Source organism: Ewingella sp. S1.OA.A_B6 (assembly GCF_049889095.1).
In the GTDB taxonomy this organism is placed as follows: domain Bacteria; phylum Pseudomonadota; class Gammaproteobacteria; order Enterobacterales; family Enterobacteriaceae; genus Ewingella.
This window is the reverse complement of sequence record NZ_JBLJFK010000005.1, coordinates 125482-142203: the sequence shown is the minus strand read 5'-3', so window position 1 is coordinate 142203 and position 16722 is coordinate 125482. Positions and strand designations below refer to the sequence as shown.

General features: G+C 51.3%; 21 protein-coding genes. 14 read left to right on the top strand and 7 right to left on the bottom strand.

What is annotated here, in order from left to right:
- Positions 1-114: 114 nt before the first annotated feature.
- The 3 genes from zapG (at position 115) to degS (ending at position 3210) form a co-directional block, all read left to right on the top strand.
- On the top strand, positions 115-516 hold the full coding sequence (zapG, locus tag ACMV8I_RS13065; protein ID WP_498865643.1) for a Z-ring associated protein ZapG: 402 nt from the start codon (positions 115-117) through the stop codon (positions 514-516).
- A gap of 151 nt (positions 517-667) precedes the next feature.
- On the top strand, positions 668-2035 hold the full coding sequence (gene degQ, locus ACMV8I_RS13060; RefSeq protein ID WP_498865642.1) for a serine endoprotease DegQ: 1368 nt from the start codon (positions 668-670) through the stop codon (positions 2033-2035).
- A gap of 107 nt (positions 2036-2142) precedes the next feature.
- Positions 2143-3210 (top strand): outer membrane-stress sensor serine endopeptidase DegS, encoded by a 1068-nt coding sequence (gene degS, locus ACMV8I_RS13055; RefSeq protein WP_498865641.1) that lies wholly within the window; start codon positions 2143-2145, stop codon positions 3208-3210.
- A gap of 87 nt (positions 3211-3297) precedes the next feature.
- Here degS and murA read toward each other — a convergent pair whose 3' ends face one another.
- The 7 genes from murA to mlaF form a co-directional block, all read right to left on the bottom strand.
- On the bottom strand, positions 3298-4557 hold the full coding sequence (murA, locus tag ACMV8I_RS13050; RefSeq protein WP_498865640.1) for a UDP-N-acetylglucosamine 1-carboxyvinyltransferase: 1260 nt from the start codon (positions 4555-4557) through the stop codon (positions 3298-3300).
- A 68-nt stretch (positions 4558-4625) separates the two neighbouring features.
- Complete coding sequence (gene ibaG, locus ACMV8I_RS13045; RefSeq protein ID WP_498865639.1) at positions 4626-4880, bottom strand: BolA family iron metabolism protein IbaG; 255 nt, start codon at positions 4878-4880, stop codon at positions 4626-4628.
- 191 nt (positions 4881-5071) lie between these two features.
- Positions 5072-5368, bottom strand: a complete 297-nt coding sequence (gene mlaB, locus ACMV8I_RS13040; protein WP_498865638.1) for a lipid asymmetry maintenance protein MlaB — start codon at positions 5366-5368, stop codon at positions 5072-5074.
- Positions 5365-5997 (bottom strand): phospholipid-binding protein MlaC, encoded by a 633-nt coding sequence (mlaC, locus tag ACMV8I_RS13035; RefSeq protein WP_498865637.1) that lies wholly within the window; start codon positions 5995-5997, stop codon positions 5365-5367. The genes mlaB and mlaC overlap by 4 nt, the downstream gene beginning before the upstream one ends.
- 38 nt (positions 5998-6035) lie before the next feature.
- Positions 6036-6590 (bottom strand): outer membrane lipid asymmetry maintenance protein MlaD, encoded by a 555-nt coding sequence (mlaD, locus tag ACMV8I_RS13030; RefSeq protein WP_498865636.1) that lies wholly within the window; start codon positions 6588-6590, stop codon positions 6036-6038.
- A gap of 3 nt (positions 6591-6593) precedes the next feature.
- Complete coding sequence (gene mlaE / locus ACMV8I_RS13025) at positions 6594-7376, bottom strand: lipid asymmetry maintenance ABC transporter permease subunit MlaE (protein WP_498865635.1); 783 nt, start codon at positions 7374-7376, stop codon at positions 6594-6596.
- A gap of 15 nt (positions 7377-7391) precedes the next feature.
- On the bottom strand, positions 7392-8195 hold the full coding sequence (gene mlaF / locus ACMV8I_RS13020) for a phospholipid ABC transporter ATP-binding protein MlaF (RefSeq protein ID WP_498865634.1): 804 nt from the start codon (positions 8193-8195) through the stop codon (positions 7392-7394).
- A 328-nt stretch (positions 8196-8523) separates the two neighbouring features.
- On the opposite strand from mlaF, the gene ACMV8I_RS13015 reads away from it, so the two are divergent.
- The 11 genes from ACMV8I_RS13015 (at position 8524) to npr (ending at position 16566) form a co-directional block, all read left to right on the top strand.
- On the top strand, positions 8524-9501 hold the full coding sequence (locus tag ACMV8I_RS13015) for a calcium/sodium antiporter (RefSeq protein WP_498865633.1): 978 nt from the start codon (positions 8524-8526) through the stop codon (positions 9499-9501).
- 19 nt (positions 9502-9520) lie between these two features.
- Positions 9521-10507, top strand: coding sequence for an arabinose-5-phosphate isomerase KdsD (gene kdsD, locus ACMV8I_RS13010; protein WP_498865632.1), 987 nt, complete (start codon positions 9521-9523; stop codon positions 10505-10507).
- A 16-nt stretch (positions 10508-10523) separates the two neighbouring features.
- Entirely contained in the window at positions 10524-11090 is a 567-nt protein-coding gene (gene kdsC, locus ACMV8I_RS13005; RefSeq protein WP_498865631.1) for a 3-deoxy-manno-octulosonate-8-phosphatase KdsC, read from the top strand.
- Complete coding sequence (gene lptC / locus ACMV8I_RS13000) at positions 11087-11656, top strand: LPS export ABC transporter periplasmic protein LptC (RefSeq protein WP_498865630.1); 570 nt, start codon at positions 11087-11089, stop codon at positions 11654-11656. Before kdsC ends, lptC begins: the two co-directional genes overlap by 4 nt.
- Positions 11634-12200, top strand: coding sequence for a lipopolysaccharide ABC transporter substrate-binding protein LptA (lptA, locus tag ACMV8I_RS12995; RefSeq protein ID WP_498865629.1), 567 nt, complete (start codon positions 11634-11636; stop codon positions 12198-12200). Before lptC ends, lptA begins: the two co-directional genes overlap by 23 nt.
- 6 nt (positions 12201-12206) lie before the next feature.
- Complete coding sequence (gene lptB / locus ACMV8I_RS12990) at positions 12207-12932, top strand: LPS export ABC transporter ATP-binding protein (protein ID WP_497230777.1); 726 nt, start codon at positions 12207-12209, stop codon at positions 12930-12932.
- A 35-nt stretch (positions 12933-12967) separates the two neighbouring features.
- Complete coding sequence (rpoN, locus tag ACMV8I_RS12985) at positions 12968-14401, top strand: RNA polymerase factor sigma-54 (RefSeq protein WP_498865628.1); 1434 nt, start codon at positions 12968-12970, stop codon at positions 14399-14401.
- 23 nt (positions 14402-14424) lie between these two features.
- A complete protein-coding gene (gene hpf / locus ACMV8I_RS12980) occupies positions 14425-14712 on the top strand; it encodes a ribosome hibernation promoting factor (RefSeq protein ID WP_188475070.1) in 288 nt (95 codons plus the stop codon).
- 107 nt (positions 14713-14819) lie between these two features.
- On the top strand, positions 14820-15290 hold the full coding sequence (gene ptsN, locus ACMV8I_RS12975; protein WP_498865627.1) for a PTS IIA-like nitrogen regulatory protein PtsN: 471 nt from the start codon (positions 14820-14822) through the stop codon (positions 15288-15290).
- Between the two features lie 152 nt (positions 15291-15442).
- Entirely contained in the window at positions 15443-16297 is an 855-nt protein-coding gene (rapZ, locus tag ACMV8I_RS12970; protein WP_498865626.1) for an RNase adapter RapZ, read from the top strand.
- The gene (npr, locus tag ACMV8I_RS12965; RefSeq protein WP_498865625.1) at positions 16294-16566 is read left to right on the top strand and encodes a PTS phosphocarrier protein NPr; all 273 of its coding nucleotides are present in this window, start codon (positions 16294-16296) and stop codon (positions 16564-16566) included. Before rapZ ends, npr begins: the two co-directional genes overlap by 4 nt.
- Positions 16567-16722: the final 156 nt, after the last annotated feature.

The following is a 16722-nucleotide window of genomic DNA, read 5'->3' as shown; positions in this document are numbered from 1 at the left end:
ACGAGGTAAACGGTTATAGTGGACTGATACGGATGGAAAACGTATGTAGAATTTACGTTAAAACCATTGCATGAAAAAGCCCTGCGGAAAAACGAAGTCAAAATAGGAGTCATTATGACCTGGGAGTATGCGCTCATTGGATTAGTGGTCGGTATCGCCGTCGGTGCGTTAGGGATGCGCTTTGGCAATCGTAAATTACGCGATCAGCAAGTGATGCAAAACGAGCTAGACAGAAGCAAAGCCGAACTGGACGAATATCGTCAGGAATTGACGGGGCACTTTGCCCGCAGCGCAGAGCTGCTGGATAATATGGCCACCGACTACCGCCAGCTTTATCAACATATGGCGAAAAGCTCAAACAACCTGCTGCCCGATATGCCAGCACAGGATAACCCATTCAACTACCGTTTAACCGGTTCTGAAGCTGACAACGATCAGGCTCCGGTAGAAATGCCACGCGACTACTCAGATGGCGCGTCAGGCCTGCTGCGTGGTCAGCGTACGGGTCGTAAATAAATAATGGAACTGCCCGTGACAATGTTCATTGTTACGGGTCAGACCATATTGCGTCGGATCTGCCGACGCAGCACCTCAGAATGACGCTTCCTAAATGCGCAGCACAGACTATCGTTCATAGTCCATAACAGACAGCGAGAGTGTTATCCTTATGAAGAAAAAGTCTTTTTTGTTCAGTGTATTAACCATTTGTATCGGATTAACCTTCGCGTCTATTCCTGCGGCGAATGCGGGTCTTCCCGTCGCCGTTGAGGGCCAGCAGTTACCGAGTCTGGCCCCGATGCTGGAGAAAGTGCTGCCCGCGGTGGTCAGTGTGCAGGTGAGCGGCACGCAGCCGCCAAGCAATGACGTACCACCTGAATTCAAGTTCTTCTTCGGCCCACAAGCGCCTTCTGATGACAAAGGGGGTCAGGCTTTTGAAGGCTTGGGTTCTGGCGTGATCATTGATGCGGCCAAAGGCTATGTCCTGACGAACAATCACGTGGTCAATAATGCCGATAAAATCACCGTGCAGATCAACGATGGCCGTGAGTATTCGGCTAAGCTGATTGGTAAAGACGACCAGTCCGATATCGCGTTAATCCAGATTATTGATGGTAAAAACCTCACTCAAATCGCCATGTCAGATTCCGATTCGCTACGTGTAGGCGATTTTGCCGTCGCGGTAGGTAATCCGTTTGGCCTCGGCCAAACCGCCACCTCGGGCATTATCTCGGCGCTCGGGCGCAGCGGCCTAAACCTTGAAGGGCTGGAAAATTTTATCCAGACCGATGCCTCGATTAATCGTGGCAACTCCGGTGGCGCGTTGCTGAACCTGAAAGGTGAACTGATTGGCATCAACACCGCGATCCTCTCATCACAAGGTGGCAGCATCGGGATTGGCTTTGCTATCCCGGTAAATATGGCGAAAAACCTGAGCGAACAACTGATCAAGTTTGGAGAGGTTAAGCGCGGTCTATTGGGCATTCGCGGCACTGAAATGACGCCGGAACTGGCCAAAGCCTTCAAACTCGACAGCCAGCGCGGCGCGTTTGTTAACGAAGTACTGCCCGCTTCAGCAGCCTCGAAAGCGGGTATTAAGTCAGGGGACATTCTGGTTACGCTGCAAGGCAAACCATTGAGCAGTTTCGCTGAACTACGCGCCAAAGTCGGCACCGCGGGGCCGGGCGTGACCATGCAGATTGGTTTGATACGCGAAGGTAAACCGATGACAGTGAGCGTTACATTGGATAAGAGTCCGACGGTTGAAACCAGCATCGACAAGCTTAATCCGGCACTGCTGGGTGTCACCCTGAGCGATCTCGACCCGAAAACTGCCAAAGGGATCCGCGTTGATGACGTGAAAAAAGGCTCTCCAGCCGATCAGGTTGGCTTGCAGAAAGATGACGTTATCATCGGTGTTAACCGCGAGAACGTTGATAATCTGGCGGCGTTCCGTAAGATCCTCGAAGCCAAACCGAACCTGATCGCATTGAGCGTTCAGCGTAAAGGTCAAAATATTTATTTGTTAATGCCATAAAAACGATGTTAATGCCGTAAACCTGTGAAAATCGGACGCAGCCCGTGCTGCGTCCGAACAAGTCATGCTATTCTTCTGAAATATTCCACCCACAATTCCAGACTCCTATGCTTGTTAAGTTATTGCGATCCGCCGTTATTGGACTGATTGTTGCCGGTATTTTACTGGCATCAGTACCCTTACTGCGCAAAAATATTGCCCAGCCATTGTTCGAACACCAGTTCAGCGAAAACAATGAACAGCCAGTCAGCTTTAACGAAGGCGTGCGTCATGCTGCCCCTGCCGTAGTGAACGTCTACAACCGTAACATGGGCGCCAATTCAAAAAGCGAATTACAGATCCGCACTCTGGGTTCTGGCGTGATCATGAACGATAAAGGCTACATTCTTACCAATAAACACGTGATCAATAATGCAGATCAGGTGATCGTCGCGTTGCAGGACGGAAGAGTCTTCGAAGCGCTGTTAGTGGGTTCAGACAGCCTCACCGACCTGGCTGTTTTGAAAATAGACTCTGGCAACCTGCCGGTTATTCCGATCAACGCCAAGCGCGTACCCCGAGTCGGCGATCTGGTGATGGCCATCGGTAATCCCTACAATCTTGGCCAGACCGTAACGCAGGGCATCATCAGTGCCACCGGCCGTATCGGCCTGAGCCCCTCAGGTCGCCAGAACTTCCTGCAGACCGACGCCTCAATCAATCAAGGCAACTCTGGTGGCGCACTGGTCAACAGCCTTGGCGAATTGGTGGGCATAAACACCCTCTCCTTTGACAAAAGTAACGACGGTGCCACGCCGGAAGGCATTGGCTTTGCAATACCCACCGCCCTCGCCACGAAAGTCATGGGCAAACTGATCCGTGACGGCCGCGTGATCCGTGGTTATATCGGCATTGGTGGGCGAGAAGTATCACCGCTGCACGGCCCTAACACCGGCATCGACAGAATGCAGGGCATCATTGTCAACGAAGTCACGCCAAATGGCCCGGCTGCCAATGCAGGTATGCTGGTGAGCGATGTGATCGTCAGCGTGAATGGGAAAACAGCAGTGTCCGCCATTGAAACCATGGATCAGGTGGCTGAAATCCGCCCAGGAACGGTGATCCCAGTTGAGATCATGCGTAATGGTAAAAAGCTGGCTTTGCAGGTAACGATTCAGGAATATCCATCGCATTAATCAACGAGTAGCCTAAACAGCAGCCGTAAAAAAGCCGGAGAGTTAAGTTAACTCTTCCGGCTTTTTTTGACGAGTCAGTCTGATGTTTTATTCGCCGCTGAAGCGTTCGATGCTCGCGCCAAGCTGACGCAGTTTATCTTCGATGCGCTCATAGCCGCGGTCGATGTGATAAATACGATCAACGATGGTGACGCCTTCGGCAATACAACCGGCGAGTACTAAACTGGCGGAAGCACGTAAATCAGTCGCCATCACCTGCGCGCCGGAAAGCTGCTCAACACCATGGCAAATCAGGGTGCTGCCTTCAATTTCTGCATGAGCGCCCATACGGATAAGTTCTGGAATGTGCATGAAGCGGTTTTCGAAAATGGTTTCGGTGATAACACCGGTCCCTTCTGCCACCAGATTCAGCAAGCTGAACTGTGCCTGCATATCAGTCGGAAAACCCGGATGCGGCGCGGTACGGAAGGTGACCGCTTTCGCACGTTTGCCATGCATATCAAGACTGATCCAGTCTTCGCCAACTTCAATATCAGCGCCAGCTTCGCGCAGTTTTGCCAGCACAGCATCCAGCGTATCTGGACGCGTGTCACGGCAGATAACTTTACCACCAGAGATGGCTGCTGCGACCAGGAAAGTACCGGTTTCGATACGATCTGGCACCACACGATACACCCCGCCACCCAGACGCTTAACGCCTTCGATGGTAATTCTGTCAGTACCTGCACCGGTAATTTTTGCACCCAGCGTATTCAGGAAACCTGCTGTATCGGTGATTTCCGGCTCACGCGCGGCGTTTTCAATAACCGTGGTGCCTTCAGCCAGCGTCGCCGCACACATGATGGTCACGGTAGCACCAACGCTGACCTTATCCATCACGATATGCGCGCCCTGCAAACGGCCATCAACGGACGCTTTGACATAGCCCTCTTCCAGCACGATTTTTGCGCCCAGTTGCTCAAGCCCCGAAATATGCAGATCAACAGGACGTGCACCGATAGCGCAGCCGCCCGGCAGTGAAACCTGACCCTGACCAAAACGTGCGACTAAAGGACCCAGCGCCCAAATGGAAGCACGCATAGTTTTCACCAAATCATAGGGCGCGCAAAACTCGTTTACCTGGCTGGCGTCGACAAAGACCGAACCATTACGTTCCACTTTAGTGCCCAACTGACCCAGCAATTTGAGGGTGGTATCGATATCTTTCAGATGTGGGACGTTCTGAAGCTCAACCGGCTCTTCTGCAAGCAGCGCAGCAAACAAGATAGGGAGTGCGGCGTTCTTTGCACCGGAGATAGACACTTCGCCACTTAGACGAGTGCCACCCTGTACACGAAATTTATCCATTGTAACGGCTCTCTTAATTTCAAATGCTTAATTCAAATACGCATTGCTGACGGAGGGAACCTACAGCCTTAAAAACCATTCAGTTTGCGGTCACGCTGCCACTCTTCAGGGGTATAAGCCTTGATAGAGAGTGCATGAATGCGGTTATCTGCGATGTATGCCATCAAAGGGGCATAGACAGTTTGTTGTTTTTTCACCCGGCTCATGCCGTCGAACAATGCACCCACTACGATGGCCTGAAAGTGGCTGCCGTCACCTGTGACGTGGGCTTCATCCAATGCCAATGAGTTCATCAGCACGTCTTTAATTTCGTTAGTGTCCATAGGAATCGATTCTTCTGAAGAGATCATAACAGCTGAACATCTTATAGGGATCCGGCCAACTCTTAAACCACGAAAAAGCCCCTGTGCGTGAGTTTTGCATAGGGGCTTGTACGTATTGCATCGGCTATCGCAGAAACGCTCGCTAACTTACGGTTACTGCTGCCTTATTTATTGAACCACTTTTTGTGCTCTCAATTAACGGGGATAATTTCCTGCAAATTGTAGAGTGCGATAAGCGTGCTCAAACGATCGGTGATGCCGGTGAGAGCCAGAGTAACGCCTTCCTGCTCAGCCTGTCCGCGCAGGTGAACCAACATCGCCAGACCGGCTGAGTCCACGCGATCCAGACCGGCAACGTCAACCGTATTGACCTTATTCATCAGCGTCCGGCGCTGATTCCACAGCGGCAACAACGTTTCGCGATCCAGATCACCGCGCAACATCAGGCGCGGTGGCTGGTGCTCCCAGCTCAATGCGCCTTTTATCATTTTTTATCCAGCGTGATTGGCTGTGCCGCAGCTTGTTTCAGACGCTCAGTAAGGCCATCGATGCCTTTCTGACGCAGGATATCCGCCCATTCGTTTTGTTTGGTAGAGATCATGCTGACGCCTTCGGCAATCATGTCATACGCCTGCCAGTCGTTAGTCCGGCTGTTTTTACGCCACTGGAAATCCAGGCGAACTGGCGGGCGACCGTTGGGATCAATGATCGTCACGCGAATCGCAATGATGTCCTTACCGGCAAATGATTGCTCCGGTTGCACCGTGTAGCTTTGGTCTTTGTACAGCGCTAAAGCCTGACCATAAGCCTGTTGCAAATAATCACCGAACGCGGCGAAGTAAGCTTCGCGCTGCGCCGGAGTTGCATCTTTGTAGTAACGGCCGAGAACTAAAGCGCCGGCATACTTGATCTGCACAAACGGCAGCAACTCTTCACGAACGATGACGCGCAGGTAATTAGGATCTTGCTTGATTTTCGGCTGCTCGGTTTTCAGACGGGTAAAAGTATTCTTCGCCGCTTCATTCATCATGCTGTACGGATTTGTCTGGTCTGCGGCGGCATTGGCCAGTGGCGCCATAACCACCAGCATAGTGGCTAAAATGATACGTTTAAACATGCATTGTTCCTCTTGTAAACGGTACTCGTAAAAAGTGCTTAATGACTGGTTGCTGCGGGCTGTGGAGCGGCCACTGCATCGGGCGTCGCCTGAGCATCACCCGCATTAGCGTCAGTTTTGTCTTTATCACCACCGCTCTTGTACAGGAACTGACCGATCAGGTCCTCCAGCACCAGCGCTGATTTGGTGTCCTGAATTGAGCCGCCATCTTTAAGAATAGTCGTTCCCATATCCGGGTCTTCAAAACCGATATTCAGCGCCAGGAATTGCTCACCCAACAAACCGGATGTGCGGATAGCCAACGTACTCGTGCTCGGGATCTGGTTATATTTCTTCTCAATATCCATTTCCACTTTCGGCGAGTAATTTTTGTCCAGCGTAATAGCACTCACGCGCCCGACAACTACACCACCCACTTTAACCGGAGAACCGGCCTTCAGGCCGCCAATATTGTCGAAGGTAGCAGAAATGCGGTAAGTCGGTTCAGAACCCATCGAACGTATATCAGCCACTTTAAGGCAAAGAAATAACACGGCACACAAGGCGATGATTAAAAATGCACCAACCCAGATCTCACTTTTCTTCGTTTGCATTGATTAATTCCCAAACATCAGTGCTGTCAGCACAAAATCTAATCCCAGCACCGCCAGAGACGAATGCACCACGGTACGGGTCGTTGCCCGGCTGATCCCTTCAGAGGTCGGGATAGCGTCATAACCATTGAATAGAGCAATCCAGGTCACGGTAATGGCAAAAACTATGCTCTTTATCAGGCAGTTAAGTAGATCATGACGCCACTCTACCGCATTTTGCATAGCTGACCAGAAGAATCCACTGTCGATTCCTTTCCAGTTCACGCCAACCAGCGAGCCGCCCCAGATACCCACGGCAACAAAAATCGCGGTCAGTAACGGCATGGAAATCAGCCCGGCCCAGAAACGGGGGGCAACAACGCGACGCAGGGGATCGATCGCCATCATCTCCAGACTTGAGATCTGTTCAGTGGCTTTCATCAGTCCAATTTCAGCGGTTAATGCAGATCCGGCGCGGCCAGCGAACAGCAACGCGGTTACCACCGGCCCCAGTTCGCGCAGCAAAGAGAGCGCTACCATCATGCCGAGGCTGGCTTCTGCACTGTAGGTCGTCAAAACGATGTAACCCTGCAGGCCAAGCACCATGCCGATGAATAGACCCGACACCAGAATGATCAACAGCGACAATACACCAACACTGTAAAGCTGCTTAAGCAACAACGGCCACTGTTTGGCAAACTGCGGCTTGCCGACCAGTGCACGGAATAACATCAGTCCGGCGCGGCCAAACGAGGTACATGTTTGAATACCACGACGGCCTGTAGAGGCTAATGCCTTAATTAACATTGATATACAACTCCATCATCCAAGCAGCTCGGCTTTATAATCGCCGGCCGGGAAGCGGAAAGGTACCGGCCCATCGGCGATACCGTCGAGAAACTGGCGAACACGGGGATCTGGATTATTTTGCAGCGCCTCGGGCGTTCCTTCAGCAATCACATGCTGTGCTGCCACAATATAAGCATAGTCAGCAATGCTCAGAACCTCAGGAACATCATGTGATACGACAATACAGGTGACGCCCAGAGCATGATTAAGCTCATCGATCAGCTTCACCAGAACTCCCATCGTGATCGGGTCCTGACCCACGAAAGGCTCATCAAACATAATCAGTTCAGGGTCAAGCGCAATTGCACGCGCTAAAGCAACGCGACGTGCCATACCGCCTGAAAGCTCTGCTGGCATCAGTTTACCGGCACCGCGCAAACCTACGGCTTCCAGCTTCATAGTCACGGTACTGCGCAGCAGCTCTTCTGGCAACTTGCTGTGCTCACGCAGTGGAAAGGCCACATTCTCAAACACATTCAAGTCGGTAAACAGTGCACCGGACTGAAACAGCATACTCATTTTCTTACGCGATTCGTAAAGCTTACTCCGCGATAAGGCGGGAATATTTTCCCCATCGAACCATATCTCACCGCTGTCCGGCGCTAACTGCCCCCCGATAAGACGCAACAAGGTCGTTTTACCGATCCCAGAGGGTCCCATGATGGCGGTAACTTTGCCGCGGGGTACCGTCATATTTATCTCTTCGAAAATGGGGCGTTCGCCGCGCGTGAAGCTCATGCCTTTGATCTCGACCAGATTCGATTGGCTCTGACTCATTCAGTTTATCCCTTAGGATTGTTTCAGCTTACGATACCTCTGATGTTAGAGGTACCAGCGCGTAACTCCGGTATTTTTACAAAAACTTACCGCATTTACGTCACCAAAATTGCCATTGATTTACTTTTCTGCCTCAGGCGGTCAAAATCAATGAATAACAGTATTAAAAGAAACGCTGGATTCGTCTAACATACAGCAGCTTTGACTGGCTGTTTGAGGACACGCTGTTTAAGAACATAAATTGTGTAACTCTTGATCTTTTTTGACTACCCTTTGGTCGGCTGTTCAGGCAACAAACCTCGCATTATACCTAATTAAAGGATTTTTCATGCTTCTCGCTATCGTACTCATGGTTGTCGGCTTATTACTCTTAGTCTATGCCGCCGATCGACTAGTGTACGGAGCTGCTGTTCTTGCCCGCTCAATGGGTATTCCACCATTAATCATCGGTATGACCGTGGTGGGGGTCGGTATTTCCCTTCCTGAGCTGGTGGTGTCAACCACGGCTGCTATCAATGATCAGATGGATTTGGCCGTCGGAAACGCAATTGGTTCGAATATCATCAATATTCTTCTGATTTTGGGCGGCGCGGCGTTGATTCATCCACTTTCCGTGGGTTCTGATATCTTGCGGCGAGAACTCCCTTTATTGTTACTGGTCACAGTGCTATGCGGTTTTCTGCTTAGTGACGGTGAACTCAGTCGCCTGGATGGCGTTTTACTGCTGACAAGCGCAGCTGTTTTCGTCATTTGGATGATCAAAATTGCCCGGGCTGCTGAAAAGCAAGGATTGGATACTCTGACTTACGAACAGATGGCCGAGCTCCCACAGGACAGCAGCAATACCGTCGCCTTCCTGTGGCTGGCGCTGGCGTTCATTATTATGCCGCTGGCTTCGAGCATGATCGTCGATAATACCACGGTCATCGCCCGCTACTTTGGCGTCAGTGAACTGATTATTGGCTTAACGGTGGTAGCTATTGGTACCAGCTTGCCGGAAATGGCGACCTTTATCGCGGGTTCGGTGAAAGGCGAGGATGATATTGCTCTGGGCAACATCATTGGTGCCAATATTTTTAACATCTGTCTGGTTCTGGGTTTACCCGCACTGGTTGCTCCGGGATCGTTCAGCCCGGAGGCTTTTCACAGGGACTACTGGGTGATGCTCGCTGTGAGTATCGTGCTTACCGGGTTGTGTCTGATGCGTAAACACCGCATCGGTCACTTGGCTGGTGCTCTGTTATTATGTGGCTTTGTCACGTATGTGGCGCTGTTGTACTTTGTACCCGGCGGCGTTGAGTTTTAAACCCCATCAGGAAGAGATCATGGGAAATTTGGAACCAGAAGGAAGATTTGATTTCCAGTCTGCAGGAAAAGCCGTACTGAAGACCGAACGTGAGGGGCTGGAACAGCTCGACCAGTACATTAACAACGACTTTACCCGCGCATGTGAAAAGATGTTCGCTTGCGTCGGTAAAATAGTGGTGATGGGCATGGGCAAATCAGGCCATGTCGGCCGCAAAATGGCGGCGACCTTTGCCAGCACTGGCACGCCGGCGTTCTTTGTTCATCCCGGTGAAGCCAGCCATGGCGATCTTGGAATGGTGTCTAAACAGGACATCGTGATCCTCATCTCTAACTCCGGTGAATCGCACGAAATATTGGCATTGATCCCGGTATTAAAACGACTGGCGATCACCATGATTTGCCTGACGGCAAATCCGGAAAGCTCGATGGGAAAAGCGGCGGATATACATATTTGCGTCAGCGTTCCGCAGGAAGCCTGCCCGCTCGGGCTGGCGCCCACCACCAGCACCACTGCGGTCATGGTGATGGGTGACGCCCTGGCCGTGGCGCTATTGCAAGCACGCGGTTTTACTGCCGAAGACTTCGCCCTTTCGCACCCTGGCGGGGCACTTGGCCGCAAGCTTCTGTTGCGGGTCAGCGATATCATGCACAGCGGTGCCGAAATTCCGCACGTCAGCAATGACGCATCATTGCGTGATGCATTGCTTGAAATCACCCGTAAAAACATGGGGATGACGGTAATTTGTGATGACCTGATGAAAATTCAAGGCATCTTTACCGATGGCGATTTACGCCGCATCTTCGACATGGGCATAAACATTAGCGAAGCGTCCATCGCTGACGTCATGACCACCGGCGGGATCCGCGTTCGTCCGACATTGCTGGCGGTTGATGCTCTGAATTTAATGCAGGATCGCCACATTACCTGCGTCATGGTTGCCGATGGCGACCAGTTGTTGGGTGTGGTACATATGCATGACATGCTACGCGCTGGCGTAGTTTAATTGAGGAATGTCCTGAATGAGTAATAGCGCAGCCAAGGTGGATACCTGCTATGGTCCGGTCAGTATGGATGTACTGGAACGGGCAAAGGCCATTCGCCTGCTGATTTGTGACGTTGACGGTGTAATGTCTGATGGCCTGATTTATATGGGAAATCAGGGCGAAGAGTTGAAAAGCTTCAACGTCCGTGACGGTTACGGCATCCGCTGCCTGCTGACCTCTGATATTGAGGTGGCAATTATTACCGGCAGAAGCGCAAAGCTATTGGAAGACCGAGCTAATACACTGGGCATTCGCCACCTGTATCAGGGGCAGTCAGATAAGCTTTTGGCCTTCCGTGAACTGTTGGATACACTGTCTTTAACAGCCAGCCAGGTCGCCTATATCGGTGATGACCTGATTGACTGGCCCGTCATGGCTGAAGTGGGGTTATCGGTTGCAGTATATGATGCACATCCGATACTGCTGCCCAAAGCGCATTATGTAACGCACATTCCCGGCGGACGCGGTGCAGTGCGTGAATTATGTGACCTTATTCTGCTTGCGCAGGGCAAGCTTGCTGACGCCAAAGGGCTGTCGATATGAACAAACCAAAGCTTTGGATAACGATCCTGCTGGCCGTGGTGGCATTAGCTCTGATTGGCTGGTCTCTCTCGGACTCAGATAACCCGACACCGTCTGCGGCCAACGACCAAGACCCTACGTATCAGAGCCAACATACGGTTACCGTCGTATATAACCCGTTGGGCAGCCTGAATTATAAACTGGTTTCTGAACAAGTTGAATATTTCACCACTGACCAACTGACCTGGTTTACCAAACCCGTGATGACTATGTACGACAAAGACAAAATTCCTGTCTGGACCGTACGCTCAGATCGCGCCAAGATGACCAATGATAAAATGCTCTATTTGTACGGGCACGTTCAGGTGGATAGCCTGACGCCGGATACGTCGCAGCTGCAGCGCATCATAACGGACAATGCTTCTGTTAACCTGGTCACACAAGACGTGGCTTCCGATGATGAAGTGACGCTTTATGGCACAGGCTTTACATCTAACGGCATGAAAATGCGTGGAAATCTGCGTAACAAAACCGCAGAGCTGATCGAAAAGGTAAAGACCACTTATGAAATTCCAAGCAAAAAATAAAATCCGTAATTTCCTGATCACCAGCTCTCTGCTTGCCGTCAGCATTCCAGCATTGGCGCTGAAAGACGACACCACCAAGCCGATCACCATCGATTCGGTCAATCAGGCGCTGGACGTTAACACTAACACGGCGACATTCACCGGCAACGTCATCGTCAATCAGGGATCCATTCAGGTCAAAGCCGACAAAGTTGTGGTTATCCGACCTAAAGGCGAATCAGGTAAAGAAGTGGTTGAAGGTTACGGTAACCCGGTGACTTTCTATCAGATGCAGGACAACGGCAAACCGATCAGCGGCCACGCATCAAAGGTGCGCTACGAAGTCGCCACCGACCTGGTTACCCTGACCGGCAATGCTTACCTTGAACAACAAGACAGTAATGTGAAAGGCGATCGTATTACCTATCTGGTGCAAAAACAGCAGATGGAAGCCTTCAGCGACAATAAAGGCGGTCGAGTGACCACCGTTCTGGTCCCTTCGCAGTTGCAGGACAAAAACCAGCCGGCACCAGCCCCCGCAGCGCAGACGAAAAAGAGTAAGTGATAATTTATGGCAACGTTAATCGCAGAAAATCTGGCTAAGGCCTACAAGGGCCGCAAAGTAGTTGAAGATGTCAGCCTGGCCGTCAACTCCGGCGAAATTGTTGGACTACTGGGTCCAAACGGCGCGGGTAAGACCACCACGTTCTATATGGTCGTGGGCATCGTTCAGCGCGATGCAGGCCGTATCATTGTCGATGATGAAGACATCAGCCTGTTGCCGCTGCACACCCGTGCACGTCGTGGAATTGGCTATCTGCCGCAGGAAGCCTCAATCTTTCGCCGTCTCAGCGTATTCAACAACCTGATGGCTGTGCTTGAGATCCGCGAAGACCTGAATAAAGAACAGCGTAACGACCGCGCCAACGAGCTGATGGAAGAGTTTCATATCTCCCATCTGCGCGACAACCTCGGTCAGTCTCTGTCCGGTGGTGAACGCCGCCGTGTAGAGATCGCCCGGGCGCTGGCAGCCAACCCGAAATTCATTCTTCTGGATGAACCTTTTGCCGGTGTTGACCCTATTTCAGTTATTGATATCAAAAAAATTATTGAACATCTGCGTGACAGCGGCCTTGGCGTACTGATCACCGACCACAACGTGCGCGAAACGCTCGACGTGTGTGAACGTGCTTATATTGTCAGCCAGGGGAAACTCATCGCCCATGGCACACCGACAGAGATTCTGGCGGATGAACAAGTTAAACGTGTTTATCTCGGTGAAGAGTTCCGTCTGTAAATCACGCCGTATAGTTCAGGACGTAAAGCCAAGATATGAAGCAAGGTTTGCAGCTACGATTCAGCCAGCAATTGGCCATGACACCTCAGTTACAGCAAGCTATTCGCCTGTTGCAATTGTCGACGCTTGAACTCCAGCAGGAGATCCAACTGGCGCTGGAAAGCAATCCGCTGTTAGAGCAAACCGACCTGCATGAAGAGATCGACTCAGTAGAAACCCCCGACAGCGAAGGTCTTGATACCCGCGAAGCGCTTGAGCAAAAAGACATGCCCGAAGAGCTGCCTCTGGACGCCACCTGGGATGAGATTTATACCGCCGGTACGCCGTCAGGCACTGGCAACGATTACAGCGACGACGAACTACCCATCTATCAGGGCGAAACTACCCAGACGCTGCAGGATTACCTGATGTGGCAGGTAGAATTGACTCCTTTTACCGACACTGATGCCGCCATCGCGACGTCGATTGTCGATGCCGTCGATGACACCGGCTATCTCACCGTCTCTCTGGAAGATATCCTTGAGAGCGTGGGCGACGATGACGTCACCATGGAAGAAGTGGAAGCCGTACTCAAACGCGTTCAGCGCTTTGACCCAGTGGGCGTGGCGGCAAAAGACCTGCGCGACTGCCTGCTGATCCAGCTTTCACAATACGTACCAGAAACCGCTTTTCTGGTCGAAGCCAAACTGATTGTCAGCGAACATCTGGATCTACTGGCAAACCATGATTTCCGTGCACTGATGCGATCAACCCGGCTAAAAGAAGATACACTCAAAGGAGCGATGCAGTTGATCCAGTCACTGGATCCTCGCCCTGGACAGTCGATCAATACCGGAGAGTCTGAGTACGTGATCCCGGACGTGCTGGTACGTAAAGTGTCAGACATCTGGACGGTGGAACTCAACTCCGACAGCATTCCGCGTCTGAAGATTAACCAACAGTACGCCGCAATGGGCAGTTCAGCGCGAAGCGACAGCGACGGCCAGTTCATTCGCAGCAATTTGCAGGAAGCAAAATGGCTGATAAAAAGTCTGGAAAGCCGTAATGAAACCCTGCTCAAAGTGACCCGTTGCATCGTCGAACAGCAGCAGGCTTTCTTTGATTTAGGCGCTGAATTCATGAAACCGATGGTTCTGGCAGATATCGCCCGGGCGGTCGAAATGCACGAATCGACAATCTCACGTGTGACCACACAGAAGTTCTTGCACAGTCCGCGCGGCATTTTCGAGCTGAAATATTTCTTCTCCAGCCATGTCAGTACTGACAGCGGTGGCGAGGCATCGTCGACCGCTATCCGGGCGCTGGTGAGGAAATTGATCGCGGCGGAAAATCCCGTCAAACCGTTAAGCGACAGCAAGTTAGCTACCTTGCTTTCCGATCAGGGGATCATGGTGGCCCGTCGTACTGTTGCTAAATACCGAGAGTCTTTGTCCATCCCGCCATCAAACCAACGTAAACAGTTAGTTTGACCTCAACTGAGAAGGAAGACATTATGCAGCTCAACATTACCGGACATCACGTCGAAATCACGGAACCCATGAGAGAATTCGTCTCGTCGAAGTTTGCCAAACTTGAGCAATACTTTGATCGAATCAATCAGGTATACGTGGTGCTAAGCGTTGAAAAAGTGCAGAAAGTGGCTGAGGCCACACTGCATGTGAATGGAGGCGAGTTGCACGCCACCTCGGAACATCAGGATATGTATGCGGCCATCGACGGCCTGGTTGATAAACTGGCGCGCCAGCTCAATAAGCATAAAGATAAACTGAAACAGCACTGACACTTACGTAGCCTGTCGCGCTACGGACTTTGAGAGCATCGGCTTGTGACCCTCGGGAAACGAGCCGAACTGTCATTAGGGTGAAAGAGCGCTAAAGTGAAGAAGAAATGATTAACGATACAGCTATGCAGTTAACGTCAGTCCTTAACGCCGAATGCACTAAAAGCGGCGTTCACTGCGCCAGTAAAAAACGCGCGCTGGAAATCATCAGCGAACTTGCCGCCAAACAACTCAATCTGGCGCCACAATTGATTTTCGATGCCATTCTGACCCGCGAAAGAATGGGCAGCACAGGTATTGGTGCAGGCATTGCCATTCCACACGGTAAACTGGAAGAGGACACGCTGCGCGCTGTCGGTGTATTCATTAAACTGGAACAACCTATCGCCTTCGATGCGATTGATAACCAGCCGGTTGATCTGCTTTTTGCCTTACTGGTCCCGGCTGATCAATGCAAAACCCACTTACACACCTTATCTTTGGTCGCCAAAAAGCTGGCTGACAAAACCGTCTGCCGTCGTCTGCGTGGCGCACAAAGCGACGAAGAGCTGTTCCGAATCATGACAGAAAGCGAATAATTACAAGACTATACTTAACGGATTAAGCAGGTGGCATTTCAGTTCAGCCGGTAAATATTTATTCTCACCGGCTCAACTTAGTCACTGTGATGGTTCCCGGTGGAAAACTGGGGCAGGGAATTTCGAACACTGAATTGCAGGGGAGTGACAACATGGTGCTGATGATTGTCAGCGGCCGTTCCGGTTCTGGGAAGTCAGTTGCCTTGCGGGCACTGGAGGACATGGGTTTTTACTGTGTGGACAACCTGCCGGTAGTCTTACTGCCTCAGCTTGCCGAAACCCTCGCCGAACGTAACATATCTGCTGCGGTCAGTATTGACGTGCGCAACATGCCGGAAAACCCGGAAATTTTCGAACACGCGATGGCCCAGCTGCCGGCAAGCTTTGCGCCACAGCTGCTGTTTCTCGATGCCGATCGTAATACTTTGATCCGTCGTTACAGTGACACCCGTCGCCTGCACCCTCTTTCCACTAAAAATCTCTCGCTCGAAAGCGCCATCGATGAAGAAGCTGACCTGCTGGAACCTTTGCGTTCATCCGCTGATCTCATCATCGACACCTCAGAAATGTCAGTGCATGAACTGGCTGAAATGCTGCGAACACGCTTGCTGGGTAAACGTGAGCGCGAGCTGACTATGGTGTTCGAGTCATTCGGCTATAAGCACGGCATCCCTATTGATGCAGATTACGTCTTTGATGTACGTTTCCTGCCGAACCCACACTGGGATCCCAAACTGCGCCCGATGACCGGCCTGGACAAACCTGTGGCGGCGTTCCTTGACCGTCACACCGAAGTACATAACTTCATTTATCAGACGCGCAGCTACCTGGAACTTTGGCTGCCAATGCTGGAAACGAATAACCGCAGTTATCTGACTGTCGCCATCGGTTGTACCGGTGGTAAACACCGCTCGGTATATATTGCAGAACAATTGGCCGACTACTTTCGTTCCCGCGGGAAGAATGTGCAATCCCGTCATCGCACGCTGGAAAAACGCAAAACATGACAGTGAAACAAACGGTAGAAATTAAAAACCGGTTGGGTATGCACGCACGCCCGGCGATGAAGTTGTTTGAGTTAGTGCAGAGCTTTGAGTCGGAAGTGATGCTGCGCAATGACGCAGGCATTGAAGCGGAAGCCAGCAGCGTGATTGCGCTACTGATGCTCGATTCCCCGAAAGGCCAGAAAATCGAGATCGAAGCCACTGGCCCCGATGAGGCCGAGGCGCTAAGTGCCGTCGCGAATCTGATCAATTCCGGTTTTGACGAAGATTAATCTTGGTTTTTAGACTCAAAAATCTCCCCAAAATCATTCGAGTTGTATCAAGGCGGCAACTGAGTGACAAATCGGTCAAAGACCGATTTGAACAGCGCTCGCGCTGGCCCTTAAGGGTGAGCCTCATTTATGAGGATCATAATCCGCGGGAGCTTA

Excerpts from the sequence above, each read along its gene's own strand:
- zapG (WP_498865643.1), top strand. The coding sequence starts at position 115 with ATGACCTGGGAGTATGCGCTCATTGGATTAGTGGTCGGTATCGCCGTC.
- degQ (WP_498865642.1), top strand. The coding sequence starts at position 668 with ATGAAGAAAAAGTCTTTTTTGTTCAGTGTATTAACCATTTGTATCGGA.
- degS (WP_498865641.1), top strand. The coding sequence starts at position 2,143 with ATGCTTGTTAAGTTATTGCGATCCGCCGTTATTGGACTGATTGTTGCC.
- murA (WP_498865640.1), bottom strand. The coding sequence starts at position 4,557 with ATGGATAAATTTCGTGTACAGGGTGGCACTCGTCTAAGTGGCGAAGTG.
- ibaG (WP_498865639.1), bottom strand. The coding sequence starts at position 4,880 with ATGGACACTAACGAAATTAAAGACGTGCTGATGAACTCATTGGCATTG.
- mlaB (WP_498865638.1), bottom strand. The coding sequence starts at position 5,368 with ATGATAAAAGGCGCATTGAGCTGGGAGCACCAGCCACCGCGCCTGATG.
- mlaC (WP_498865637.1), bottom strand. The coding sequence starts at position 5,997 with ATGTTTAAACGTATCATTTTAGCCACTATGCTGGTGGTTATGGCGCCA.
- mlaD (WP_498865636.1), bottom strand. The coding sequence starts at position 6,590 with ATGCAAACGAAGAAAAGTGAGATCTGGGTTGGTGCATTTTTAATCATC.
- mlaE (WP_498865635.1), bottom strand. The coding sequence starts at position 7,376 with ATGTTAATTAAGGCATTAGCCTCTACAGGCCGTCGTGGTATTCAAACA.
- mlaF (WP_498865634.1), bottom strand. The coding sequence starts at position 8,195 with ATGAGTCAGAGCCAATCGAATCTGGTCGAGATCAAAGGCATGAGCTTC.
- ACMV8I_RS13015 (WP_498865633.1), top strand. The coding sequence starts at position 8,524 with ATGCTTCTCGCTATCGTACTCATGGTTGTCGGCTTATTACTCTTAGTC.
- kdsD (WP_498865632.1), top strand. The coding sequence starts at position 9,521 with ATGGGAAATTTGGAACCAGAAGGAAGATTTGATTTCCAGTCTGCAGGA.
- kdsC (WP_498865631.1), top strand. The coding sequence starts at position 10,524 with ATGAGTAATAGCGCAGCCAAGGTGGATACCTGCTATGGTCCGGTCAGT.
- lptC (WP_498865630.1), top strand. The coding sequence starts at position 11,087 with ATGAACAAACCAAAGCTTTGGATAACGATCCTGCTGGCCGTGGTGGCA.
- lptA (WP_498865629.1), top strand. The coding sequence starts at position 11,634 with ATGAAATTCCAAGCAAAAAATAAAATCCGTAATTTCCTGATCACCAGC.
- lptB (WP_497230777.1), top strand. The coding sequence starts at position 12,207 with ATGGCAACGTTAATCGCAGAAAATCTGGCTAAGGCCTACAAGGGCCGC.
- rpoN (WP_498865628.1), top strand. The coding sequence starts at position 12,968 with ATGAAGCAAGGTTTGCAGCTACGATTCAGCCAGCAATTGGCCATGACA.
- hpf (WP_188475070.1), top strand. The coding sequence starts at position 14,425 with ATGCAGCTCAACATTACCGGACATCACGTCGAAATCACGGAACCCATG.
- ptsN (WP_498865627.1), top strand. The coding sequence starts at position 14,820 with ATGATTAACGATACAGCTATGCAGTTAACGTCAGTCCTTAACGCCGAA.
- rapZ (WP_498865626.1), top strand. The coding sequence starts at position 15,443 with ATGGTGCTGATGATTGTCAGCGGCCGTTCCGGTTCTGGGAAGTCAGTT.
- npr (WP_498865625.1), top strand. The coding sequence starts at position 16,294 with ATGACAGTGAAACAAACGGTAGAAATTAAAAACCGGTTGGGTATGCAC.